Raw genomic sequence first — 26,427 nt, forward strand, 5'->3', positions numbered from 1 at the left:
ATGAAAAAAATAATATTAGTTTTAGGAATAATCGTTACTGCTTTCAGTTCATGTAGTGACTACATCGAAGAAGAAAGTCTTTCGAATGTACCTGCCGACGAAACATATAAAACAGCATCAGGATTTCAGTTATTAGTAAATTCAGACTATGCGAGACTAAAAGGAATTTATGGAGGAAATCCATGGTTGTTTGAATCCGGTACAGATATGTATGCTGAGGGAAGGACTCCGGAACCAGCCGGTATCAGTCAATATACATTATTGATTCCGTCTGCGGCAAACGTCGATGATTTGTATACGTCATGTTACCAACAGATTCAGTCTGTAAACAAAACAGTCTACTATTCGACAATAACAGAGCAAACAGCAAGTTTAAACTCTCTTGTTGGTGAGGCACGATTTTTAAGAGCCAATGCTTATTTTTTATTGGTTCAGACTTATGGTGGAGTTCCAATTGTTCTGGATAACATTACTTCTGCGGTTTTATCTTTCAAAAGAAATACAGCCCAAGAAGTGTACACACAAATTATCGCAGATCTGGATGCTTCTTTAGCTGCTGTAGGAACCGGTGCATATGCTGCAACAGGAAAAGTAAATAAAAGAGCTGTAAACGATTTATTGGCAAAAGTATATTTAACAAGAGGATACGAAACTTTTGGTACTCCTGCAGATTTTACAAAAGCAGCGGCTTATGCTGATGCTGCAATCGCGGGTCAGGCACTAAATATTCCTTTTAATCAATTATTCGTGACTACTGCAACAAGCGATAATGATTTGAATGCAGAGACAATATTCTCAGTGCAGTATGATAAAAATTCTACAAGTACAGATCCTACAAAATTAGGAAACAATCAGTTTTACTATTTCAGTTCGTACTTAGGAGGTGCAGAAACAGGAGCGCCGTTAAGAAGCTACAATTTATGCCCAACAACTTATGCATTAGGTTTATACGAAAAAGGAGATAAAAGATGGGACGCTACCTTTATGACAGAAATTCTGGAAGAAACAGTAACTGTTGACGGTAAAGCGAAGACAAATCTATATTTTCCTTATTACAGACCTGCAAATGCGAGTGCAGTAAAAGTAAGACACTTTTATGAGCCAAAATGGTTTACTGCTGCAGATAAAGCAGCCTGGATGACAGCAAATGCAGCAAGAAGAGCGACAACTTTTGTATACCATCCGTGGGGAGAATATGGAGCTGATCATACCCTGATTGACAATCGTGATTGTTATACTATCCCGGTTAAGAAATTTGATGATGCAAATCCAACAACACCTTCAAGTACAGGTCCTGTAAGTACAAGAGATATTATTGTATCAAGATTGGGAGAAACCTATTTAATTGCGGCAGAAGCTTATTTTAAAGCTGGAAATCCTACAACTGGTTTAGATCGTTTAAACGAAGTGAGAAGAAGAGCAGGTGTAGCAAATGCAACTATAGGACAGTTTAATATCGATTATATCTTAGATGAAAGAGGTAGAGAACTGGTAGGAGAATACAAACGTTGGTTCGATCTAAAACGTACCGGTACATTAGTAGACAGAGCTTCGGCTTATAATTATAAAATTAAGGCAGCCAATTTTGTTGGAGTAGATGGTAAACTTAAAATTTTAAGACCAATTCCACAAACAGCGCTTGATTTAAATCAAAACAAGGATTTTCCTCAGAATCCTGGTTATTAGTAATTTTAAAATTTTTGAGGTTTAGTTTTTTTGAAGAAGTTAAAAAGGAGTTCGGTCATATCGGACTCCTTTCTTAACGAAATACCAGTGCACCGGAAATGAAAAGATTATTAATTGTTTTATTGCTTTTTTCTAAGGGTATTATAGCGCAAAGTCACTATAGTACAGATACATCGTACACCGTAAAGAGTACCTATGCAAAACTAATTAAGAAATATCCTTTTATAAAAATTGCTGAAGGTAATAAAGCAATAAATGATACTCATATTAAGAATATAGTTTACTGTCAGGACAAAAACAGAGCATTACATTTAGATGCTTTTTTTAATAAAAATAAAAAAAGAAATCCGGGCGTGATCCTGATTCATGGCGGCGGATGGAGATCAGGAAATAAAGATCAAATGCAGGTTTTGGCACAAGAAATAACATCAAAAGGTTATTCTTGTTTTGCAATAGAATACAGATTATCACTTGAGGCAAAATATCCACAAGGGATTTATGATGTAAAAAATGCGATTAAATTTATAAAAGATAATGCGAAAAAATTCAATGTAGATCCAAACAAAATTGCAGTTCTGGGATGCTCTTCGGGAGGTCAGATGGCAGCTTTGATTGGTACAACAAATGAAGATTTAGCTTTTGAAGATCTACAACACAAAAGTAAATCTTCTTCGAAAGTTCAGGCAATTATCGATGTAGATGGAATTCTCGCTTTTAAACATCCCGAATCTGAAGAAGGCCAAATGGCAGCTTTTTGGCTCAGCGGAACCTACGACGAAAATCCGGAAAACTGGAAACAGGCATCGGCATTAAATCATGCTAATAAAAATACACCGCCAACACTGTTTATCAACAGCAGTTTTGATCGGTTTCATGCCGGAAGAGACGATATGATTGCAGTTTTAAATCAGAACAAGATTTATAATGAAGTAAAAACAATTCAGAATTCGCCTCATTCTTTTTGGTTTTTTAAACCCTGGCTAGATGAAACGGTGGTTTATACCACACAATTTTTAGACAGAGTATTTGAATAATTTAGAATAAAAAAACAGTATTAAAATATAATTTTATGTTTAAATCGACTTTTATAAAAATCAATTTTACCCAAAGTATCATGGTTCTGCTATTGATTTTTAGTAGTAAGATAATGGCTCAGACGAATCAAAATGCTGTTCTTGCTGATAATCTAAAATGGTCAGAAAGAACAGCACTTACCATTTTAAGCAAGTACCCAAAAGCGTACCGGATTGACGGAACAGAAAAGCCAAAATGGGATTATAAAATGGGTTTGGTTTTGTCAGCTTTTGAAAAATTATACCAGAAAACAAATGATAAAAAGTATTTTGATTATATCAAAGAATATGCTGATGAATTGATAGATTCAAATGGAAATATCATCAAATACGATATAAAAGAATACAATATCGATTGTGCAAATCCGGGTAAATTACTTTTTAATCTATATGATAAAACAAAGGATGAGCGCTATCTTAAAGTTATTAAACAATTAAGAGCCCAACTCCAGACTCAGCCCAGAACCACAAGCGGAGGATTCTGGCACAAACAAATTTATCCCAACCAAATGTGGATTGATGGTTTGTATATGGCAGAACCATTCTACACGCAATATACCGTGAAGTTCGAAAATGGTAAAGCTTTAGATGATATTGCCAAACAATTTGAGCTGGTTCAAAATCATCTTGCAGATAAAAAAACAGGATTGGTTTTTCAGGCCTGGGATGAAAGCAAAGAAATTGCATGGGCAAATCCTGAAACGGGAACTTCTCCCACAATTTGGGGACGCGGCATTGGCTGGTACATGATGGCGCTGGTAGAAACATTAGATTATTATCCAAAGACACATCCAAAATATAAAGTGCTGAGAGGATATCTGAATCAAATTACAAAAAGTGCAGATCAGTACAAAAGTACTTCTGGATTATGGTATCAGGTGGCTGACAAACCGGATTTGAAAGATAATTATCTTGAATCTTCCTCTTCGGCAATGATTATCTATGCGTTGGCAAAAGGAGCAGATAAAGGTTATTTAGCTTCAAACTATAAAAAGGTGGCTCAAAAATCATTTGACGCCTACCTTAAAGAATTTGTCAAAAAAGATGATAAAGGACAAGTAATGATTTCAAATGTATCATCGAATGTTGGTTTAGGAGGAAAACCATTTCGTGACGGTACAAATGATTATTATATAAAAAGTAAAGCAAAAGACAGTAGTTCACCGGCTCTGGCAGCATTTATGTTAAGCGCAATCGAATTGAATAAATAATTAAGGATTCAGGATATGATAAAAAATAGAAAAAAAAATCATTCTGCTGCGGTTATGCTCGTTTGCCTGATTGCATTTTCAGTTGGTAAAATGACAGCTCAGCAAACCGCAAGGAAAGAAGTTGTTATTTCTAAGGATCTGAAATGGTCAGAGCGAATGGCACTTTCTATCATGAAACGTGATCCTAAATTATGGCAAATTGACAATAACGAAAAACCTAAATGGGATTATAAGTTGGGACTCGTCGCGATGTCTTTTGAGCAGCTTTATAAAAAAACAAACAATCCTGTTTATGAAAATTACGTAAAGGAATACGCAGAAACGGTTATCAGCAGTTCAGGAGAAATTATGAACTATAAACTCGAAGATTATAATATTGATTATATCAATGCGGGAAAGATACTTTTTGACTTGTATAAAACTACAAAAGACAATAGGTATCTCATTGCGATGCAAAGCTTGAGAAAACAATTGGCAACACATCCAAGAACAAATTCAGGCGGATTTTGGCATAAAAAAATCTATCCGTATCAAATGTGGCTCGACGGATTGTATATGGGAACACCATTTTATGCCCGATATACAGTAGAATTTGATAAGGGAAAAGATCTGGATGATGTGGCGAAACAATTCGAACAAATACATTTGCATACCATTGATAAAAAAACAGGTTTGCTTTTTCATGCCTGGGACGAAAGCAAACAAATGCCCTGGGCAAATAAAGAAACCGGAACTTCACCCAATTTTTGGTCACGTTCTATAGGCTGGTACATGATGGCTTTGGTAGATGTTTTAGATTATATGCCAAAAGAACATCCTAAGAGAAAAGAATTAATTCAGTATCTCAATGAAATCTCAAAGGCAGTGGCAAAATATCAGGATCCATCAGGATTGTGGTATCAGGTTACTGATTCAGGAGCAAAAGAAGGAAATTATCTCGAGGCATCCGGATCAGAAATGTTTGTTTATGCTTTTGCAAAAGGAGTAAAAAAAGGATATTTACCGGCAAGTTATAAAAAACTGGCAGAAAAAGGTTTTGATGCAATCGTTACTAAATTAATTACTGTTGATCCTGATGGAGAACTTCATATCACGCAGGTTTGTGCCAGCGCAGGACTAGGAGGAAATCCGTATCGTGATGGTTCTTATGAATATTATATCAGAGAGAAAATAAAAATTGATAACTCACATGGGTTAGGGCCATTTATTTTGGCGGCACTTGAATTAGAAAAATAGTAGAATTAAATATATTTTAAAATGAAAAATAATAAAAGACAAGGTTATTTTACGTCAGTGATGTTAGTTTGTTTAATGGCTTTTACAAGCTGTAAAGTAATTTCGCAAGAACCACAAAAAAAAGAAATCGTAATTTCTAAAGATGCAAAATGGTCTGATAAAATGGCTTTGACCTTAATGAAACGCCATCCGGAAGCTTATATGATCGATGATTCTAAAAAACCAAAATGGGATTATGTCCACGCGTTGGTGTTGCACTCGATCGAAGAATTACACAAGAAAAATCCTGATCCCAGATACAAATCTTACATAAGAGGTTATGTAGATGAACTGGTACAAAATGACGGAACGATCAAAACCTACGAACTAGACAAATACAATATCGACCTTGTGGTTCCGGGACGTTTACTTTTTGATATTTATGCAACCTCAAAAGAAGAAAAATATTTGAAAGCAATGCAATTAGTACGCAAGCAAATTTCAGAGCAGCCCAGAACTGCAAGCGGAGGTTTCTGGCACAAACAAATTTATCCAAACCAAATGTGGTTAGATGGTTTGTACATGGGAGAACCTTTTTATGCGCAATATACCCTTACGTTTGAAAACGGGAAAAGCTTTGATGATATCGCAAAACAATTCGAATTGATTCAATTGCATGCCACAGATCCAAAAACAGGATTATTGTACCATGCCTGGGACGAAAGCAAGCAAATGCCATGGGCAAATAAGGAAACAGGTAATTCGCCAAATTTCTGGTCAAGAGCCTTAGGATGGTATGTAATGGCACTTGTTGATGTTCTGGATTATATGCCAAAAGAACATCCAAAACAAAAAGAATTAGTAAAGTATTTGAACAATGCATGTGCTGCTTTAGCAAAATATCAGGACAAATCAGGATTGTGGTATCAGGTAACCGACAAAGCAGGTAAGGAAGGAAATTATCTTGAAGCTTCAGGATCATCAATGTTTGCTTATGCTTTTGCAAAAGGAGCAAACAAAGGTTATTTGCCGGCAAAATATAAAAAATTAGCCAACAAAGCTTTTGATGGTTTAACAACTCAACTGATCACAAAAGTAGATGCTGATGGCGGAATTACATTAACCCACGCCTGTCAGGTTGCCGGATTAGGAGGAACACCTTATCGTGATGGTTCATATGAATATTATGTAAACGAAAGAAAAAAAGACAACGACCCTAAAGCAACCGGACCTTTTATTCTGGCCGCTTTAGAATTGAACAGATAATTAAAGTTTGTCTTCTAGATAGACAAACCGGACAGGTTTTTTAAAACCTGTCCGGTTTAATTAAAAAGTAATTATTACAAAAAAAATGAAAAATTTAAAAGCTCTCTTTTTTCTATTATCAGTATTCTCGATACAAGAGAATTTTGCGCAGGTTTGGGTACCTGATAATGGAGACGGAACGTATACCAATCCTATAATTCATGCCGATTATTCAGATCCGGATGTTGTTCGTGTAGGAGATGATTTTTATATGACAGCATCGTCTTTCAATTGTATTCCGGGATTGCCAATTTTGCATTCTAAAGATCTGGTTAACTGGAAGATTGTTAGTTATGCTTTGCCAAAACAACCACCATTTGAGGTTTTTAATAAAGTGCAGCATGGAAATGGAGTCTGGGCGCCAAGTATTACTTTTCATAACAATGAATTCTATATTTATTATCCCGATCCTGATTTTGGAATTTACATGATAAAAGCCAAAAAAGCCGAAGGACCTTGGTCAGAACCTCTTTTAGTAAAAGAAGGAACAGGACTTATTGATCCAAGTCCGTTATGGGATGATGACGGTAAAGTTTATCTCGTTCATGCTTTTGCGGGAAGCCGTGCTCAAATAAAAAGTCTGATTGTGGTTTGCAGTATGAATGCTGAAGGAACAGTTGCCAATAATGACCAAGTAATGGTCATTGACGGACACGAAAGCGAAGGAACAATTGAGGGACCAAAATTCTATAAACGTAATAATTATTATTACATTTTTGCTCCGGCAGGAGGAGTTGCTACAGGGTGGCAGACTATTTTAAGATCTAAAAATGTGTTTGGCCCTTACGAAAAGAAGAAAGTACTCGAACAGGGTAAAACAGCAATAAACGGACCGCATCAGGGCGCGTGGGTACAAACACAAACCGGAGAAGATTGGTTCATACATTTTCAGGACAAAGGAGCTTACGGCAGAATTGTGCATCTTCAACCTATGAAATGGGAAAAAGACTGGCCGGTTATGGGACAGGATTTTGATAAAAACGGAATTGGAGAACCTGTTACAACTTTCAAAAAACCAAATGTAGGCAAGAAATATCCAATAGAAACCCCCGCAGAATCAGATGAGTTTAATGAGCCTCGGTTAGGTCTGCAATGGCAATGGCAGGCGAATTCGCAAATCAATTGGGGTTTCCCGACAAGCTTAGGTTATTTGAATTTATTTTGTCAAACCACACTAAAAGACAATCAGAAAATTTTTGACGCTCCAAATTTATTGCTGCAAAAATTTCCTGCTGAAGAGTTTACTGTAACGACCAAATTGACTTTTAATACAAGATTAAATAGCGAATCAACAGGACTTATAATCATGGGATTAGATTATAGCTATTTGAATTTTAAGAATAATAACGGAAAGTTATATTTGAATCAAAAGACCGGAACTTTCGACAAGAAAATTTCAGAGACAGAAACAACACCGGTTCTGGTAGCGAACAATACAATTTATCTACGGGTTAAAATTAAAAAAGGCGGAATCTGCAGTTTTTTTTATAGTTCAGATGATAAAAAATACCAGCCAATAGGTACTGATTTTGTTGCCAAAGAAGGTAAATGGATTGGTGCAAAAGTCGGACTTTTTGCCCTGAGCGAAAAAGTGACAAATGATTCGGGAAATGTGGCAGTAGATTGGTTTAGAATTACAAAATAAACTTAAATAATGATTCCATTAAAAAAATACATACTTCTCGTTTTCTTCAGTGTTTGTTTTAGTATAAATGCTCAGAATACCTATAAAAATTGGCCTGATATCATTCGTAAAAACGATGCTGTCTGGTTTGGTACCGACCAAGCTAAAAAAATAGCTGAGAATGTATTGCTTTATCAACGAGACATTGGAGGATGGCCAAAGAATATCCAGATGCAGCAAGAATTGACTCCTGTTCAAAAAAAGGATTTATTAGCCCTTAAAAAAACGACAGCAGAAACAACCACAGACAATGGAGCAACCTCTCAGGAAATGCTTTTTATGTCGAAAATGTATGCACAGATCAAGGATGACCGCTACAGGGAATCCTTCTTAAAAGGATTAAATTATTTATTTGAAGCCCAATATAAAAACGGAGGATGGCCTCAGTTTTATCCGTTAAAAAAAGGATATTATACCCATATTACTTACAATGATGATTCGATGATAAACATTATGAATATCATGGAACAAGTAAGTGAAGAAACTGATTTTTATAGCATAAAACCATCAAAGGAAATTGTTGAAAAAGCAAAGAAATCTTTTGATAAAGGAATTGATTGTATACTGAAAACGCAGCACAAACAAAATGGTGTTTTAACCGCCTGGTGTGCCCAGCATGATGAAGTTACATTAGCGCCGGCAAATGCAAGGGCTTTTGAGTTAGCATCGCTTAGCGGATACGAATCGGCTAAAATTGTATTGCTTTTAATGAGAATCGAAAAACCTTCGACCCAGATCATTACGGCAGTTAAAAGCGCTCAGGCATGGTTTGAAAAAACTAAAATTACGAATCTTGAAGAGAAACGTGTTTTGAATGATGCCGGAAAGATCATCGACAAAAAGATGATTCCCACCCAAAATGCAGCACCACTCTGGGCGAGGTTTATGGACCTTAATACGAACGAACCGTTCTTTTGTGATCGTGACGGAATAAAGAAAAAATCATTGGATGAAATAGGTGCTGAAAGACGAAATGGTTATTCATGGTATTCGGATGCTCCAAAAGAAGTTCTGAAAAAATATCCTGCATGGGCCATAAAAAACGCAGTAAAAGTTTCATCGGCAGAAAAAACAGATAAGAAAAACAACAATTTTATTACAGTTGCTTTAGATGGTTCGGGTGATTTTACCAAAATTCAGGATGCCATAAATGCAAGCCCTTCTTTTCCGTACGAGAAAGTGACGGTGTTTGTGAAAAATGGAATTTACAATGAAAAAGTGCGAATTCCCGAGTGGAATACGCATCTATCTTTGATTGGTGAGAGTAAAGAGAATACCATTATCACTTTTGATGATAATTTCTCTAGAATCAATTTAGGAAGAAACAGTACTTTTTACACGTCTACAGTTTTAGTTGAAGCCGATGATTTTCTAGCTTCAAATCTAACCATTAAAAATGCCTCAGGCGATAAAGGTCAGGCAATTGCTTTGTCTGTTGTTTCAAATCGCGCAAAGCTTGTAAACTGTAATATTCTTGGAAATCAGGATACATTATACCTCTCTGGAAAAAATGCAAAGCAATATTTTAAAGAGTGTTATATTGAAGGAACAACTGATTTTATTTTTGGAGGTGCCACTGCTTTATTTGAAAATTGCGAGATTCACAGTATTAAGAGTTCTTTTATTACGGCTGCTTCAACTCCCCAAAATAGCGCTTTTGGGTTTGTTTTCAAAGATTGTAAACTTACCGGGGAACCCGCTGCAACGGCGGTTTACTTAGGCAGACCATGGCGAATTTATGCAAAAACGGTTTATATGAATTGTGATATGGGAAAACACATAAGACCTGAGGGCTGGGAGAACTGGTCGAAACCCGAAGCTGAAAAGAATGCTTTCTATGCTGAATATAATTGCAAAGGTGAAGGATTTCAGCCCACCAAGAGAGTCTTTTGGTCACACCAACTTCAAAAGAAAGAAGCTCAAGAATATACCATCGAGAATATTTTAAAAGATTCAATTGCCAATTGGTATTCAAAGTAAAAAAATAGATTTAAAAAAAACAAAAAATATGAATTTTAAACTTCTCATTTTTCTATTGATTTCATGGACTTCTTTTGCTCAGAATCAGCAATTTCCATCCCAAAAAGTAGATTCTATTGTAAAGAGAATTCAGCTTCCTGTCTTTCCATCTTATCAGATTAATGTGGTAAAATTGGGAGCAAAAGGAGATTCTATAACCAATAATAAAGCAGCATTTGATAAGGCGATGGCATTGTGTAAAAAGAACAATGGAGGAACTATTGTGGTACCAAAAGGTATTTATAAAATCAATGGTCCAATTCATTTTGTAAGCAATGTAAATTTAAAAATAGAGAAAGGGGCCAAAATCAAATTCAGTGATAATCCGAAGGATTATCTACCAATGGTTTTAACGAGCTGGGAAGGCACTATGCTCTACAATTACAGTCCGCTTATTTATGCTTATGACTGCTCTAATATTGCCATAACCGGCGAAGGTATAATTGATGGAGAAGGAGGCAAGGTTTGGAAAAGCTTTAAAGCAAAAGAAGGTGCAGGGAAAAACTTAAGCCGTGGCATGAATCATAATGCAACTCCTTTAAAAGATAGAAAATTTGGAGAAGGATATTTTTTGCGTCCCCAAATGATTCAGTTCTTTAACTGTAAAAACATTTTGGTGGAAAATATCAGAATAGAAAATTCACCTTTTTGGTGTTTGCATCTACTAAAATCGCAAAGCATTACTGTGCGTGGAATTAGTTATAAATCCTTAAATCATAATAATGACGGTATTGATCCTGAATATGCTAAGGATGTTTTGATAGAAAATGTGACTTTTGATAACGCAGATGATAACGTGGCCATTAAAGCCGGAAGAGATCACGAAGGCAGAGCAAACGCGGCCACACCAAGTGAGAATATAGTGATCAGAAATTGTAATTTCAAAGGACTTCACGGCGTTGTTATAGGAAGCGAAATGTCAGCTGGGGTTCAAAACATATATGTAGAGAATTGCAAAACCGTAGGGTATTTGAAAAGAGGGATTTATCTAAAGACCAATGCTGATCGTGGAGGTTTTATAAAAAATGTTTTTGTTCGAAATATCAAGCTGGATGAACTGGAAGATTGTTTGTATATCACGGCAAATTATCATGGGGAAGGTAATGGTTTTCAGTCCGAAATATCCAATATATCATTCTGGGATATTACCTGTAATAAAGCCACAGCATCAGGAATTGTGATTCAGGGATTTGCTGAGAAAAAAGTCACCAATATCTCATTGAACAATATTGATATCAAATGGGCCAAAAATGCGATTTCAAGCGCCAATGCAGAGAATGTACTTTTGAACGAAGTTTTTATCGGAGAAAAAGCAACGGTTCCCTCAGCTGCAAAATAGTTTTTTTTAAGGAAAGTTGAAAAAGACAAAGCCTGAAAAATGTACTAAAAGTTACAAAAAGTTTGTGGTTGCTGTTTTAGCCTAAGGTATAAAAACTATAAATTAACCACAATACTTATTGTACTGAGCGAAGTTGAAAGATGCGAGAGTATAATAAAATCAAAAATCAAAAAAATGAAATATTACCTGTTAATTATCTGCTTAATCTCAGTGAGTTGTTTTGCTCAAAAAACTACTATTTATACCATTGGTGATTCAACAATGGCAAATAAAAAAGATCCAGATCGTAATCCAGAACACGGTTGGGGGCAAGTTCTGCAACCTTTTTTTAAAGATAATTTCACCGTTGAGAATAAAGCTGTAAATGGTAGGAGCACTAAGAGTTTTATCAATGAAAAACGTTGGGATTCTATTTATAAAAAGCTAAAAAAAGGAGATTATGTTTTTATTGAATTTGGGCATAATGATCAAAAAATAGAAGATTCAACCCGTTATACCAACCCCCATACAACCTATAGATATAATCTTATTCGGTTTGTAAATGAAAGTCGTGAAAAAGGAGCAATCCCAGTATTGCTGAGCTCTATTGCCAGACGAAATTTTAATGAAAAGGGCGTACTGGTTCCCACTCATGGAGAGTATCCATTAGAGACCAGACTAGTAGCGCAGCAGTATAATGTTCCTTTTATAGATCTAGAATATTACAGCGAATTACTCGAAGAATCCTATGGACCTGAAAAGTCAAAGCAATTGCATTTACACTTTAAAGCAGGTGAAAATCCTTATTATGATAAAGACAAGGCCGATGATACGCATCTCTCACTGAAGGGGGCCAGAGCAATTGCACAAATTGTTGTCAATCAAATTAACCAATCAAAGGATGCTTCTTTTGATAAACTTAAAAAAGCAATCAAATAAAGATTGTTTTTTTGGTGCTTAATTCTTCTTTTTTTCCGCAGGTAAAATTATAAAAAAGGCACATTAATTAATACAATAAAAGAGATTCAGATCTTAACGATCACAAGTTATTTAAGTAATAATTTTTTCTAATGATCTTATTGTTTTTGTAATCCTGTTTTAATTCATTATTTTCTTTTATTGTTTCTGTAATCGATTCTTGAGGGAATGTAGTATCACTTAGGACGCTTTTTGTTTTATGATCGATATAAGTAATTGTATAATTAGAGCTATGATGTTGCTTTGCTAAAACAACGGTAATACCTTGTTTTTGTAGCATTTTAATTAGTTGGTTTATCGATACGGATCTTATTGAGTACAAATCCGCAATTTTTTTAATCCTTATTCTCTGACCGGCACTTTTTATTGTATTTATTTTAAATTTGTTCTCCAGAAATTTCAATGTAGGTTTGTTTTGTATATCACTGGCTTTAATAGGCATGCCTATAGGTTTTCCCTCTTCGTTTAATATTTTATATAATAATCCTCCATTGCGGAATATTATTGAACTCTCTCTGCATCTGTCAGCTATAATATTGTATTGACTTAGAACTGCATTGAGTTCAGAGAAACTTGTACAGGAGTATTGAGTTAAAACAAAATTAATGATATTTGATATGGCTTTTTTTGATTCCATCCTACCATAGCAAACTTTACTCACATTTGTGGGAGGCAAAGTAAATTCGGTTGCTATTTTTTGGGTTTTAGCAGGGATCAAATCAAAGAGTTTTTCAATATCTTTTCTTGCCGGTTCAGATTTTCTGACCCCTATATTATACATATTGATCTGCTTTCCGTCTCTTTGAATATTGGTACTAATCACATGTAAATGTTGATGCCCGGAGTCATAATGTTCGTATACTAAGTAGGGTTGCTTATCAAAACCAATTCTTTGCATGTAGCAATTAGTAATGTGTAAAAGCATTTCTCGTGGATGGTCTTCCAGAGGAGAAAAATTAATCGATATATGTACCGTATTTTGTTTTGCAATTTCATTTAATGCTATCCTTTTTGTAAAACGTTGTAATTTTATAGCGGCGTTTAGCTTATTGAGGTCCACAGGATAATTCACTGCTCCTATACACTGGGCCACACCCTTTTTTACTTTGTTTTCGTTGTAGGTGATAGTTCTGTGTATTGAATTATTTATTTTTATGATTGTAACCATTTTTCTGTAATTTTTTCAATTTGAGTTTTAATTTCTTCAATTCTTCTATCAAGATTTTTTATTGCTATTTCCAGTCCCGGGAGTGATTCAAGATCGTGATTAATTCGTTGGTGTTGTGTTAGTTTTTCCAGAACCAGAGACGTATTATTTCTAACATTATTGATCTGGTTGTTAAGTGCTGCTATTTCTTCTATCAAATCATCTAAGGATTGATTTCTGTAGAATATCGTTACAGGCTTATCAGATAATTGCTTTCGAATATACTCACTTACCGTATGGCAGGTGCTTTTTTTGCATTGATTTTGAATTGCAAAATATTGATTAATTGGAAGCCCTACATAAACAGCTCGAATTCGATTTAGATCATCTTTTATCATCATCTTTTATTTTAAGTGATTTTATTTACTATACTTAGGACAAGCAAAGTCTTATGCCTATTTTTATACCTCTTAATTTTTGCTATGCTATCTGGGATTATTGTTATTTTTTAAGAACCATGTAAGACAATTCCGGATCACTTACAAGACGATCCATTTCATAATGCACAATATCCTGGATGTCTTGTTTTATTTGAAAATAGTTTCTCTGTATGATCTCGTTATTTAACTTGCGTACAATGGGAATTTCTTTATAATTATTGGCTTCTTTTTCAAGTGCATTATGATCATTTAGTATCTCACTATGGAATGTCTTGAGTTTTATTTTGCAATTTGGATCATCGGCTACCATTCCAACGAACTCGCCAGAGCTTAAAGATGAAATTTTGGAAGCAGGAACAGCTAATTCCAATTGTTTGGAGCGACTCACAGAAGTATCGCCGCTGTTTATTGAAAAGCTTTCCCTATCCTGCATGATTTTGCCCACTCGTTCTGATAATTGTTTGGCCGTATCACCGCTTACCTGACCACTTATAATATTTCCTGCGATATTCATAATCACATCGGCCTGTTCACGACCATAATCTTTTCGTAGCTGACTAAAATCCTGCATTCCCAAGCATGTTGCCACTTTATTGCTTCTGCCTGTCGCAATAAGACTGTCAATATTATTGAGGTAAATAGTTGGAAATTCGTCAAAGACAAGACTACTCTTTTGTTTTCCTTTCTGGTTTACCAATTTCAATAATCGATTTACATACAGGGAGAGTACTGCGCCGTAAATCTGTATTTTTTGAGGATTGTTTCCCATGCAAATAATTTTTGGATCCTCAGGATTATTAATATCCAAAGTAAAGTCGTTACCTGAGAGCACATAGTAAAGTTGAGGAGAGGAGAGTCTTGCCATGGCTACCTTAGCCGAGGCGATTTGACCTTCTAGTTGCTCCATTACATCATTTAGGTATGCGTTGATAAAAGGATTAATCAAGACCTCTATTTCCTTTTCTGTTCTGAGAAGGGTAAAGAGATCATCATAATCTATTTGCATGAGCTCAATTACATGAGGTAATGTACAGTATTGACCTTCCTTATATTTTTTTAAGTACCATATTATGGCTGTTAAAAAGTTAATAGGGGATTCAACAAAAAAATCTCCTTGACGTTTAATCCACTCTCTGTTGAGTCCCAGTAAAATAGTCCGAGCCGACTCAGAAGAGTCAGTAATATCAGTCATGGCTGAAGGCACTAATGGATTACAGCGATGTGAACGAGAGAGGTCATCAAAATTGATACTGTAAAATTTTGGACAAATTAGATAATGTGCTTTATATTCAAGCCATGTATTATAGGCAATTATGGTAAGATCATCGTATTTGAAATCATAAACAAACATGGCAAAACCTTTTCGGATGTGCTGGGTAATGACATGGCGAATTACAAAATAGGATTTACCCGAACCAGGGCTACCCAATACCAAAAGAGCGCGAAAGGGATTGATAATATTGATCCAGCTTTTTCGCACTTGGTCTTTAAGATGATATTGCGCGGGTAGGTTCACAGAATACTCATTTTCCAGAAGCCTTTCCTCTTGCGGAAAAGTCTCGTTTTCTTCATTAAAAATATCATCTGAATTGAGCTTTTTGGTTATAATACGTGAGAAAATAGTACCTGCTGTGAGAAGGAAAATAAATCCCGTAGCAGTTATGGCAATATAGAGAAGGGCAATATCGGTGCTTTGTAATTTTAAAAACATTAAGAGATAACTCATGAAAAATAGAAGCAACCCCAGGGCTAGCCAGAGAAAAGCAGTCTTATATCCTAGTTTTTCATCTTTTCTTCCTTTGGCTCCTAAAAGAGATATGAACAAAAAGCCGAAGCAAAACAATTTGGAGAGGTGGAAATTATCAAATAACCCCGTACGGGTAATAATGCGCAGAATCGTGTCGGCGAACTCGTTTACAAGATGCCATTGTGAGAATGCATTATAGGTATAATAGTAAAAATGCAAACACAGTAAAGCAATACTTATGAGCCTTGTCATATCTAGTATTTTCCTCAGTGCCTGTTCGTTTTCTCCAGTTTGCATCGCCATTGATTTAGAGGTTAAGGTTGGTAGAGCATAAAAAAATATAAGTTTTCAGTGAGGTGTTTGACTATAGAATTTTTTGCTTTGTCAATACTATTTTCTTTGTTAGGGATCAGATTTATTTATTAAGGACTTTATCCTATGGTTTAGGGGCCGTTTTTATCTTTTTTGAAACTGTTTGCGGTGAATTTATAATCCAGTCATTCAGATCTTTATGCTCCTTGTAAAGTGAACTGTGGTCAAGGTATTTACTACCCCAATCAAGGGCGCGTTTAGTAGCATTTTGTCCTGGCTGATCCTGATCGAGATATAATTGTACTAATTTGTGTTTTTCCATAAATGGCCTGGCTTTATCCAGGAAGGAAAGCGAGTTTAGAATTAAAAAATTCTCTTTTTTTTCTCTCAGACCGTAATTCATAGCTTTGTAGGATAAAAAATCCATGAATCCCTCAAAGACTACCAGTACTTTATTGTTATAATCGTAAGAGGTTACTCCTTTTGGAGAGCTACTGGATTTGAAATATGGATTTCGAATTTCGAATCCTCCCAGATCGTTTTTAAAACCGATGCCGTAATAATGATGATCACTTATGTTATAACTAATCTCTGAGCAAAAATTAGAGGCAACACCAAGGGGAATTTTTCTTTGTTTAAGATATTGTAACAGAGCGGCAGATTTAAGGGACTCTTCTTTAACTATGGTTATTTTTGACTGCCTTTGCTCCAAGATATCTTTGTCAGGAACTGGCGAATGATATAAGGTGTTATTTCCACTATGTTCTTTCAAGAATTCTCCAATGGAGCATTTAAAAAAAAGTATTCCAAAGTCAATAATATTACCTCCTTTTCCAATACCATGATCATACCATCTATTGATTCTTCGGTTGATTTTAAAAGAAGCAGTCTTCTCATTGCGAAGTGGCGAAAGGTACCAATAATCATCATGTGCTACCTTAGAGGGGTCAAATCCTAAGGAGTGTAAATAAGAAACCATATCCAATGACTTTATGTTGTCTAAGGATAGACGATCGTTACTGAAATTCATAGTCATATTATATAGGGTTGATCATTCAGAAATACATCTACGAAAATAACTCAGATATAAATGCTGTACAATCCTCAGTATATTATAGCTGGGGTTAGACTAGGATTAAAAGCTTGTTGTTGTGGGAGTCTTGCTAGATAATTTTCAGACCATTCTATACAAGATTTTTACAACTCTCTTATTGTATATTTTCAATTGGATTTGCAAAATAATTCTTAAAGCCAATTCTACAATGGTTGGTGTTTTTAGTAAAGTAAAAGTTAAAAAAAAGTAAGATTTAATTGAGATATTATTTTTTAAAGAACGTATTTTCCGAGAGTCTATTTAAAGATTTTATATTTAAATAGACTCCATTTAGTGTTCTGTGAATCAGGCTGGTATTTCTTGCCTAAAATAATCTTTGATAAAGTGGCAGTGTTAAAAAAAAAGGTTTGCAATATCCTTTAAAATTTCCTTATTCTCTTAAGAGTTTGTTACTGCATTTTAAAGGGAAAAGTCAAATTGATTTGATTAGCTAAAATAATTTGAAAAAGTTATTCTGCATATTACAGGTCCACCATTTCTGATAAAATAGTATTAGGAAATGATAGTTTTATTTCAAAAGAAATTCCATTTCATATTGTTTAACGAAAATATTCATTCCTATGTCTTTCATAAAACTTAGTGTTTCTTTTGAAGCATTTTCAATATTTGTAGCAGAAACATCTTTTTCATAATTTGTAGCAATGTATTGTAAAAGTTGCCGACCTGCTCCCTTTCCTCTGTAATTTTTATCAACTGAAAGTTGGTGAATTCTTTTTAGTTTGGGATTAAAAACCGTGTAGCCTAATAGTTTTTCATTATCATATATACCTAGAGAAATATTGAAATTTTTCAGCTTTTCAAGGGATGTAATTGAATTTTGCCACGATGGTTTTATGTCCCAAAAGGATTGAAGTTTTTGCCAATTATATTCTTCCAATTTGCGAATTTCAAAATCACTTTTTCTATTGGTTATATTAATTACACCTTTATAACAATTTAATTCCCGGATAATTTTGAACCCTATATTCTTGTAGGTTTTTATTGCACACTCATTTTTGGTTATTACTTCCAATAACAACTTGTCAATATTATTTTGGTGTAAAATGGGTAAAACATATTCGTATAATTTTGCCGTTAATTTATTTCCCCTTTTTGCTGGAATTACTCCTGTTCCTGCATTATAAACAATTTTCAATTGGTCAACAAGTTCATAGCCGTGAAGAATAAAAGCAATCAATTGGTTATCCTGGAAAGCACCTACTGAAAATTCAAGTTTAATACTGTCGCTTTTTATTTTATCTTCGAGTTGTTCTTTTGTTAAGTAAAATGGCACTATGTAGTCTGAGAATGACAAATTGAAAACTTCTAAAAGTTTTTCAATGGGAGTGTTCTCCAAGGTCTGTAAGGTAGTCATAAAATTACTGCTAAGATAAGTTCTCTAAAAATCAAAATTGGTTAGTTCTGCGAACCTATTGCCTATTTTGGGGTAAATATACTGGATTTAAGAAGATTGGAAAAGTGTCTAGATTAAAATTTAGTGCTAAATACATTGGTAAGTTATAATTTTCTTTATTTATAACTGCCATCCAGACTTTTACCATTATCTGTGGCTAAGGTGAAGCATAGTAATAGAGATTAAAAATAAGGGAGGTGTGTTGTATTTTGATTAGTTTTTAGCAAGAACACTATAGTTAAATATTGACGGAATTACTTTTTTAGTATTTAAGTAGGTATCGTAGAGATTAAATGTAAAAATCGTTAATTTCAACTATAAATAATTTTCTATATAAAAATCTAATTGTCACAAGAAAATTTAACTCATAATTCTTAAATAACTGCATCAAAATTTAGCGACTAAAAATTTTATAAAAAAACATACATCAGAAGTTGATTTAATTAGAAAATTATTCTAGTATGAAAAATTATTTAACCTTGGCATTTTTACAATTTATTGATTTTACAATTGAACATTTTTACTTTGATGTTAAGTTGAGCGGTTAACTTCGGCTCTAGTAAAAAAGTCCTTGGTTAAAATATACAGAATCAGTATAAACTCTAATTTGGCTAACTTTTCAAAAAATTCCTTAACAGTAGTCACGTAGATTTGGATAACTTTAAAGAAAAAAATATTACGAATTTCAATAAAATTAATAAAATAAAAAATGTTTTGAATTTGATACTTTTACTTTTTATGTGCACATATTTTATGCCAAAAAAGGCAATATCAGCAAAATGGTGAATCAGTATGCTGTTACGAACCTATTCAATGGAACGGTGCTGGTTCAAAATAATCATAAGATCATTTATCATAAAAGTTTTGGGGTTGCAAAGGGTTCATTTAGTTGGAAAGTTACTAATGAAACGGAATATCAAGTCTACGAGTAATTTGCTCACCAAAATATGCTTTAGAAATTTATCCTAAAACTAATATTTGGTGTTAAACCAAGTGATTTGTTATCTACTTGTAGGGCATTGTTCTTATCATTTGAATTGACTTTGTAATATCGGTTTATAACATTATCCTGATTGGTTACATTAATTACACCGGCAGTAATCGAAGCTTTAATTAACGGTGACAAATTAAAACTGTAATTTAAAGAAGCATCTAAGCGCATGAAATTATCCAGGTTATCATTATTAGGAGAACCATAGTTTACCATAACATTATTCCCGTTTTGTTTTGTTTGTGCACCTTCAATTGGTTTTGTATAAGGCTGACCGTTTCTCCAACTCCCACCAACTGCTATTTTTATATTTTTAATAATAGTGTAATAAAAACCAACAGATAAGGAGTGTCTTATATCTACATTATTAGGGAATTCAGAAGGTTTAAGGGTATTAAATTGATAGTTGTTGATACTAAAAGTGTAACTCAGCCAAATGCTATATTGATAACCTGTTTTATTAGCGAAAAATTCAAGCCCTTTTGCAGTATAACTGCCATTGGCAATCGTATACTGAAAGCTGTTGTAAAAACCCTGATTAGAAGCTGTAATGCCATCTACAATTTTATAAAAACCCGTGGCCTCAATATTGACTTTGTTTTTGTTGAATTCTAAACCAAAAGACACCTGTTTACTGGTAGCGATTGGTATGTCCTTATTATTCACTAAAACCCAGCGTCTTTTTTCAACACCAAGAAAGTCATCCTGAAAATCTACGATTTGTGTAGAAGATTGGTTTTTAAATTCTCCTTCTAATTTTAAGGCAAATTCGTTCGATAATTTTTGGCGAATGTTTATTCGCGGCTCGATTAAAAGTTTGTCAAATTTCTGGAAATAATTAAAACGCAACCCAACTCTCACATACGTGTTATTTTTATGGTATTCGACTTCAGAAAACAAAGCGTGATTGAGCATAACTCCCTTTATAGTACTGGAATAATTTGGATTTATAACAATTGTTTGGTTCAACATTCCGGTTTCATTAAACTGATACCCAAATAAGAGATTTAGGTTTTCATTTGTTTTGTAATGTGTATTTAGTTTTATACCGGTATCTAATACTTGATTTTCTTCGCTTACAAGCTGATCTGTTTCTACCCGATAATCATTAGCATTAATAGTATATTTAGAAAAGTAAGAGATAAAATCAGTGCTTAATTTTGTATTCCAGATTGCTTTCCAATTCCCCCCGTAGCCTATATTTTTTTGGAATAAATTACTGGTTTTAGATTGTGTTTCATTTGAATTTGTGAGATGCTCGGAGTAATCCAAAGCATTATTAATACCAATAATATTGACTCTAAATTGATGTTTTTCATTTAAATCAAAAAGTAATTTAGCGGTATAATCATAAAAGTAAAAGTCAGAAGAGGTATCATGTTGGTAGCTACTTTTATTAATTTCAGTGTCTTCAAAACTACGTTCAAAATATTTATCATAAGTAGGGGACTTTACCCAATCAGTAACAGAGCGGCGTCCTGAAATATGTAAATCTAATTTTTTAGTGATTGGAATTTCCAAAAACGCATCAGCACTAATAGAGTTAATTCCTGCACCTCCGGAAAAGGTATTGGTTAGCAAATTTTTTGTATACATGTTGATCGTACTCGAGACTCCATCGCTAAATTCTGCACTGGTACCATTTTTATTGACGACCACTTTGTTGGTAAGATTGGGATTGTAGGCTGATATTAACCCAAAGAAATGACCGGAATGATACATCTTAATGTTATCCCATAACATCAAATTTTGATCGTTAGTTCCGCCACGCACGTTAAGATTGGCAATGCTTTCATTAATGCTTTCAACACCGGGTAGCAGTTGTATCGACTGCAGAATGTCGGGTTCGATTAATCCGGGAAGAATAGTAAAATTTTTAGTATTTAAAACGGTGCTTCCATCCAGGTATTTTTGGATTCCGGGGGTTAAATAAACATTTATTAAAACCTGATTTAACTCTTCATTTTTTGAATAAAGCACTATTTCAGTACACTTGTCTGCTGTAGTAAATAATTCGTTTGCAGAAAACTGCCTGGATTCAAAACCCACATACGAAATAGTAAGTGTCGCTGTTATTGGAATGCTGCCGAAGGAAAACCTGCCATTTGCATCTGTTATCGTACTGCTTTTACTATTATTTACAAATACTGATGCTCCCACTAAGGGAGATTTTATTTTATCAGAGAAAATGACTCCACAAATAGAGGTTGTTTTGTTGAGTACTGAAATGGTAATATAGCGATCATTTAAAATTTTAAAATTTAAAAGTGTATTCGAGTTGAGATAAGTTATAGTTTCTTGTAATGTAAAAGCAGCATTAGGTATCTGGATCATAACAGCTTTAACATCTTCAACAGCATATGAAAATTTGATATTAAATTGCTTTTCAACGGTAATAATAACTTCGGTCAACGGAGTTTTTTGAGGTGTATTTTGTCCGTAACAAAAATTGCCAATGCATAACAGCAAATAAATGCCCCATTTATTTAACAACATAGTTGTAAAATATAATAACGTTTCCTTGAATCTTGTAACTTAATTGAAGCGGGATTGTAACAGACTCAAGCGCAATTTGTTTATTGGTATGAGTAAAGCTTCCGGTAAAGAGTTTTGTAGTATCAACGGCTTCTACTTTTATGCTTATATTATATTGACGCTCCATTTCTGCAATAACCTGAGTTAACGGAATTTTATCAAAGCTTGATTCCTGCAACAGCCAGGAAGGTTTTTGAACGACAAAATCGTCGACAGTTTCGATATTGCCGTTTAGGACTCTAAATGTTTTTCCGGGAGGTAATTTTACCGTTTTATTTTGATAAGTAACACTTACTAAACCTTGGTAACATTTTACTTCAAAATAATTTTTGCGTTCTTTTACGTTAAACTGTGTTCCTAAAACTTCAATTACTCCGGCAGCTGTATTTACACTAAAAGTCTGCCCTTTTTTTACTTTAAAAAAAGCTTCACCCTTTAATGTCAGCTCTCTTTTTTCAGGCCATTTTTTTTCATTAAAACTTAGTTTAGAAGCAGAATTTAAGATCACTTCAGAATGATCGGGTAGTATAACTGATTTTGTTTCTGCTATTTTGGTCTCAAAAGAAATAGTAGTTGCATGAAAAAGAAAATAAGCAGATGTCAATGCCACAACTAAAATAGCAGCTGCTCTGTAAAATGGTGTGAAGTTTAAAGTTCTTGTTTTTAGTTTCTTTTCAGAGTGGCCTCTGGCCTTGAATGCTTGAAAAGCCGCATCAGTATCTACTGTTGGAGCATTCAAGTGTGTGGCATAATGAGCGATCTTTTCAAGAGTTTGTAAATCTTCAGATTGTTTCAAATCTTCAATTTCTTTGCCTGAAAGCTCATTGTTGAACCATTTTAAGATTTCTTTTTCGTTTTTCATTTTATACCTCTATGTTTATAAGACAATTAACTTATAGATTACCCTATAGTTAAAAAGACTATTTATATATTTTCTATTTGAGCTTTTAAGAGTTGAAGCGCCCCGGACATTCTTTTTTCGACAGTTTTTTGAGAGATATTGAGCAACTCAGCTATTTCGCGGTATTTTTTTGCATCTATTCGATTCAATAAAAACACTTCGCGCTGTACTTCGCTTAATGATGCAATCGCCTTTGTGAGTTTAAGTTTAAATTCTTCTTCTTCAAATAGGTATTCAGGACTTTGATTATTAGTGTCTAAGTTAGGGCTGTCTTTTGCATATCTTAGTACCACTTTTTGATGCTTTATAGTATTTAGAAATAAATTATTGATACTGGTAAACAAATAGGTCTTGACTTTGTTAAAATCGATTTTAGAGCAATTCTCCCATATTTTTGTAAACGCATCCTGTACTAAATCTAATGCTGCTTGATTATCACCGCATTTATAATAAGCAAAATTACTTGCTGATTGTACATGCCTTAAGTAAAAATCCCGAAAGTGACTCTCGTCGCAAAGTGTACTTTTTTTGTCGCTCATGGAGTATTATTTCTTTTTGGTAGGCTGTAAATGTATCCTATTTTTTCGCAAAATATGGGGAGATCAATACAAATGCATTTTATAATAACATAATAAAAGACAATGTGTTAAGCAGTAGTGTTTTGTGTTTTATTTATGAAGATTTGTATTTTTTTTCATTTTTTAAGTAGGGTAAAAATAAATAGTGTTGTCTTACTGTTAGAAAGGCGCTAAAACATCGTCTATGAATACACAAATACACTAAATTTGAAAATTATGAAAAAATTAAAAATTGTTATAGGAATTACTATGTTAGCCATAATAGGTTTTGCATCATGCCAAAGTGAAGTTGATGATGTGCAAGGAGAAAATCCAAATACAAATTCAGCCAATTCAGCTACAACAAATAATTTAAAACGCACATCGCAATACGATGGTTCATTTGATGATTTCTTGGATGGAGCATCATGTTCCTCAATTATGTTACCTGCCAGCGCTACAGTAAATGGTATTCAGGTTTCGATCTTAAGCCAATTAGACTATCAGCAAGTTATTGCTATTTTGGCAGAATCTAATAATGATCAGGACAGTGTTGTATTAAAATTCCCGCTAAGAGTTAAATTAAGCAATTATACAGATGCAACGGTTAATAATCAAACGGAGTATAATGCGATTCTTAATGCTTGTACATCAGCTGAATCTTCTGGTCAGGATGCTATTTCTTCTGTAAATATTATTTTTCCGATAACAGTTTTAACGTATAATTTGAGTTTACAACAAACAGGAAGTGTTTTGATAACGTCTGAACAACAATTATACACCTACATGTCTAATGTTAGCAGTACAGAATTATTTTCGGTAAAGTACCCTATTGCACTGACAATTGCTGACGGAACCAAAATGATGATTTCCAGCGATGCAGAATTGCAGGCAGCGATCAATACCTCATTAAAAATCGAAGGGGAGATTGCCGTAGCGGTTCAAAGCAGAAAAAAATTAGAAACTATCCTCGTAAACGGAAAGTATAAGGTAGATGCATTTGTAAATGCAGGAGTAAATTCAGCTACGAATTACAAAGATTTTACGATCAATTTTGCAAATAATCTATCCATAAAAGCTGTAGATCTGGTAAACACAACCTTTAATGGAACTTATGCTTTAAGCTCACAATTAGATGTTTTTATGCAACTTAATTTTTCTGGAAATACCTTGATTACTGCATTAAATGATACCTGGAAAGTAACAAGCTTTACGAATGGTACAATCACAATGCAAAGTAAAACAAATGCGGCCCTAACATTAGTGCTGAAACAAATATAGTAGAATTTAAGAAAGTAAATTTTTAAGAGCAGCTAGTTTTACACAAGGTAGCTGCTCTTCTATATATAAACGTATAATAAAGGTCTAATGAAAAATATAATTTCTTTGTTAACCCTTGGCTTGTTTCTCTTCATTACATCTTGTTCTAAAGAAGAAGATGCGATTGATCATCCCACTGCAATTAATATTAAAGCAAACAAACAGCCAACAGGAAATTCTGCCAACGATTTATTATCAGATAAAAAATTTAAAAGTATCGTTATAGAACTCGTCTATGTAGAAGGTTTTGAGCCAGGCAGTGCAGCAATAAATAACTTTGTAAGCTTTCTTACCGCAAGAGCACACAAACCAAATGGCATAAGAGTAATCAAACGGTCTATTGCTTCTCCTGGAAATTCAGGGTATAGTAATGAGAAGATTGCTAGTATAGAAGATGCCAACAGAACACAATACAACAGCCAGGATGAAATAGCAGTTTGGGCATTTTTTGCAGATGGTAAGTCGTCTAGTGATACCGGAACATCAGTTATTTTAGGAACGGCTTACAGAAACACTTCTTTTGTTATTTTCGAACAAACGATCCAGGGTTTGAGTAACAGTCCTTCTCAAACCAACAGAAGTAAGCTGGAAACTACAGTAATCACCCATGAATTTGGACATGTATTAGGATTAACCAATCTTGGTACTCCCTTGCAAAGCAATCATGAAGATGCAGAACATCAAAAGCATTGTAGTGAAAAAACATGTTTAATGTATTGGTCTTCAGAAACAGGCAGTGGTATTTCTAATATGCTTACAGGTGGTGCGCCACCACAATTAGATGCGCAATGCATTGCAGACCTCCGTGCTAATGGAGGAAAATAACCTTTAATAAATAATATAAATATGAAACAGATCAAAGTATTTTTTTTAATAATGACTTTATTCTTCAGTATAACCATAATAAATGCACAAAACAAAACTCTTCCTAAATCAAATGGAGGTTTAAAAGGAGGTTATAATCTGGCAGCTGTAAGTTTTGATGGAGATGGAGAAACAGGCCAACGACACGGTTTTCATGTAGGGGTTTATGGAGAGTCATTTATTAGTGAAAGTTTTTCTATTCAGCTTGAATTGCTTTATTCTCAACAAGGATATAAAATAACCAATACCAACCGAACTTTTACCCAAAAATTAGATTACATAAACGCTCCTATAATGCTTAAGGTATATCCTTCTAAAAATTTCTTTTTGGAAACTGGCCCACAGATTGGATTAGCAGTCTCGCACAAAGAAGAATATGACGGTTTTTTTAATAGTTCTCAAGAATATGAACCTAATAGTTTTGATTGGGGACTAAACTTTGGCGGAGGATTTAAAACAAATTCCGGTGTAAGTTTAGGAGCACGTTACCATTTAGGTTTAGGTGATTTATATGATCAGCAAAAAGCACAAAACAGAGTTTGGCAATTTTATATGGGTTTTGACTTGTAAAATTAATAAGACAGGAAATCTCACTATAAAAATTTAATAAACAAACA

At 34.1% G+C, this 26,427-nt stretch carries 20 protein-coding genes; 12 read left to right on the plus strand and 8 right to left on the minus strand.

Annotation, left to right across the window (positions count from 1 at the left end):
• The 9 genes from NJT12_RS12165 (at position 1) to NJT12_RS12205 (ending at position 12,450) form a co-directional block, all read left to right on the plus strand.
• Complete coding sequence (locus tag NJT12_RS12165; RefSeq protein WP_271336185.1) at positions 1–1,686, plus strand: RagB/SusD family nutrient uptake outer membrane protein; 1,686 nt, start codon at positions 1–3, stop codon at positions 1,684–1,686.
• Positions 1,687–1,784: 98 nt separating this feature from the next.
• Positions 1,785–2,720, plus strand: a complete 936-nt coding sequence (locus NJT12_RS12170) for an alpha/beta hydrolase (protein ID WP_271336186.1) — start codon at positions 1,785–1,787, stop codon at positions 2,718–2,720.
• A gap of 35 nt (positions 2,721–2,755) precedes the next feature.
• On the plus strand, positions 2,756–3,970 hold the full coding sequence (locus NJT12_RS12175) for a glycoside hydrolase family 88/105 protein (RefSeq protein WP_271336187.1): 1,215 nt from the start codon (positions 2,756–2,758) through the stop codon (positions 3,968–3,970).
• 15 nt (positions 3,971–3,985) lie between these two features.
• A complete protein-coding gene (locus NJT12_RS12180; RefSeq protein ID WP_271336188.1) occupies positions 3,986–5,206 on the plus strand; it encodes a glycoside hydrolase family 88/105 protein in 1,221 nt (406 codons plus the stop codon).
• Between the two features lie 21 nt (positions 5,207–5,227).
• A complete protein-coding gene (locus tag NJT12_RS12185; protein ID WP_271336189.1) occupies positions 5,228–6,451 on the plus strand; it encodes a glycoside hydrolase family 88/105 protein in 1,224 nt (407 codons plus the stop codon).
• A gap of 85 nt (positions 6,452–6,536) precedes the next feature.
• A complete protein-coding gene (locus NJT12_RS12190) occupies positions 6,537–8,135 on the plus strand; it encodes a glycoside hydrolase family 43 protein (protein WP_271336190.1) in 1,599 nt (532 codons plus the stop codon).
• A 9-nt stretch (positions 8,136–8,144) separates the two neighbouring features.
• On the plus strand, positions 8,145–10,154 hold the full coding sequence (pelA, locus tag NJT12_RS12195) for a pectate lyase (RefSeq protein ID WP_271336191.1): 2,010 nt from the start codon (positions 8,145–8,147) through the stop codon (positions 10,152–10,154).
• A gap of 28 nt (positions 10,155–10,182) precedes the next feature.
• The gene (locus tag NJT12_RS12200) at positions 10,183–11,532 is read left to right on the plus strand and encodes a glycoside hydrolase family 28 protein (RefSeq protein WP_271336192.1); all 1,350 of its coding nucleotides are present in this window, start codon (positions 10,183–10,185) and stop codon (positions 11,530–11,532) included.
• Between the two features lie 174 nt (positions 11,533–11,706).
• Entirely contained in the window at positions 11,707–12,450 is a 744-nt protein-coding gene (locus NJT12_RS12205; protein WP_271336193.1) for a rhamnogalacturonan acetylesterase, read from the plus strand.
• Between the two features lie 100 nt (positions 12,451–12,550).
• Here NJT12_RS12205 and NJT12_RS12210 read toward each other — a convergent pair whose 3' ends face one another.
• The 8 genes from NJT12_RS12210 to NJT12_RS12245 form a co-directional block, all read right to left on the minus strand.
• A complete protein-coding gene (locus tag NJT12_RS12210; protein WP_271336194.1) occupies positions 12,551–13,657 on the minus strand; it encodes a relaxase/mobilization nuclease domain-containing protein in 1,107 nt (368 codons plus the stop codon).
• Complete coding sequence (locus NJT12_RS12215) at positions 13,642–14,037, minus strand: hypothetical protein (RefSeq protein ID WP_271336195.1); 396 nt, start codon at positions 14,035–14,037, stop codon at positions 13,642–13,644. The genes NJT12_RS12210 and NJT12_RS12215 overlap by 16 nt, the downstream gene beginning before the upstream one ends.
• Positions 14,038–14,137: 100 nt before the next feature.
• Positions 14,138–16,120, minus strand: coding sequence for a conjugal transfer protein MobC (gene mobC, locus NJT12_RS12220; RefSeq protein WP_271336196.1), 1,983 nt, complete (start codon positions 16,118–16,120; stop codon positions 14,138–14,140).
• A 139-nt stretch (positions 16,121–16,259) separates the two neighbouring features.
• Positions 16,260–17,165, minus strand: a complete 906-nt coding sequence (locus tag NJT12_RS12225; protein ID WP_271336197.1) for a toprim domain-containing protein — start codon at positions 17,163–17,165, stop codon at positions 16,260–16,262.
• A 592-nt stretch (positions 17,166–17,757) separates the two neighbouring features.
• The gene (locus tag NJT12_RS12230; protein WP_271336198.1) at positions 17,758–18,603 is read right to left on the minus strand and encodes a GNAT family N-acetyltransferase; all 846 of its coding nucleotides are present in this window, start codon (positions 18,601–18,603) and stop codon (positions 17,758–17,760) included.
• 991 nt (positions 18,604–19,594) lie between these two features.
• The gene (locus NJT12_RS12235) at positions 19,595–22,129 is read right to left on the minus strand and encodes a TonB-dependent receptor (protein WP_271336199.1); all 2,535 of its coding nucleotides are present in this window, start codon (positions 22,127–22,129) and stop codon (positions 19,595–19,597) included.
• A complete protein-coding gene (locus tag NJT12_RS12240; protein WP_271336200.1) occupies positions 22,116–23,030 on the minus strand; it encodes a FecR family protein in 915 nt (304 codons plus the stop codon). Before NJT12_RS12240 ends, NJT12_RS12235 begins: the two co-directional genes overlap by 14 nt.
• A 62-nt stretch (positions 23,031–23,092) precedes the next feature.
• A complete protein-coding gene (locus tag NJT12_RS12245) occupies positions 23,093–23,608 on the minus strand; it encodes an RNA polymerase sigma factor (RefSeq protein ID WP_271336202.1) in 516 nt (171 codons plus the stop codon).
• A gap of 255 nt (positions 23,609–23,863) precedes the next feature.
• Between NJT12_RS12245 and NJT12_RS12250 the strand changes: the two genes are divergently transcribed.
• From NJT12_RS12250 to NJT12_RS12260, 3 genes are all read left to right on the plus strand, one after another.
• The gene (locus tag NJT12_RS12250; protein ID WP_271336203.1) at positions 23,864–24,907 is read left to right on the plus strand and encodes a hypothetical protein; all 1,044 of its coding nucleotides are present in this window, start codon (positions 23,864–23,866) and stop codon (positions 24,905–24,907) included.
• A gap of 87 nt (positions 24,908–24,994) precedes the next feature.
• The gene (locus tag NJT12_RS12255; RefSeq protein WP_271336204.1) at positions 24,995–25,771 is read left to right on the plus strand and encodes a membrane metalloprotease; all 777 of its coding nucleotides are present in this window, start codon (positions 24,995–24,997) and stop codon (positions 25,769–25,771) included.
• Positions 25,772–25,822: 51 nt separating this feature from the next.
• Complete coding sequence (locus NJT12_RS12260) at positions 25,823–26,380, plus strand: porin family protein (protein WP_414655391.1); 558 nt, start codon at positions 25,823–25,825, stop codon at positions 26,378–26,380.
• Positions 26,381–26,427 lie beyond the last annotated feature (47 nt).

This window comes from Flavobacterium azizsancarii (genome assembly GCF_027980145.1).
Taxonomy (GTDB): Bacteria; Bacteroidota; Bacteroidia; order Flavobacteriales; family Flavobacteriaceae; genus Flavobacterium; species Flavobacterium azizsancarii.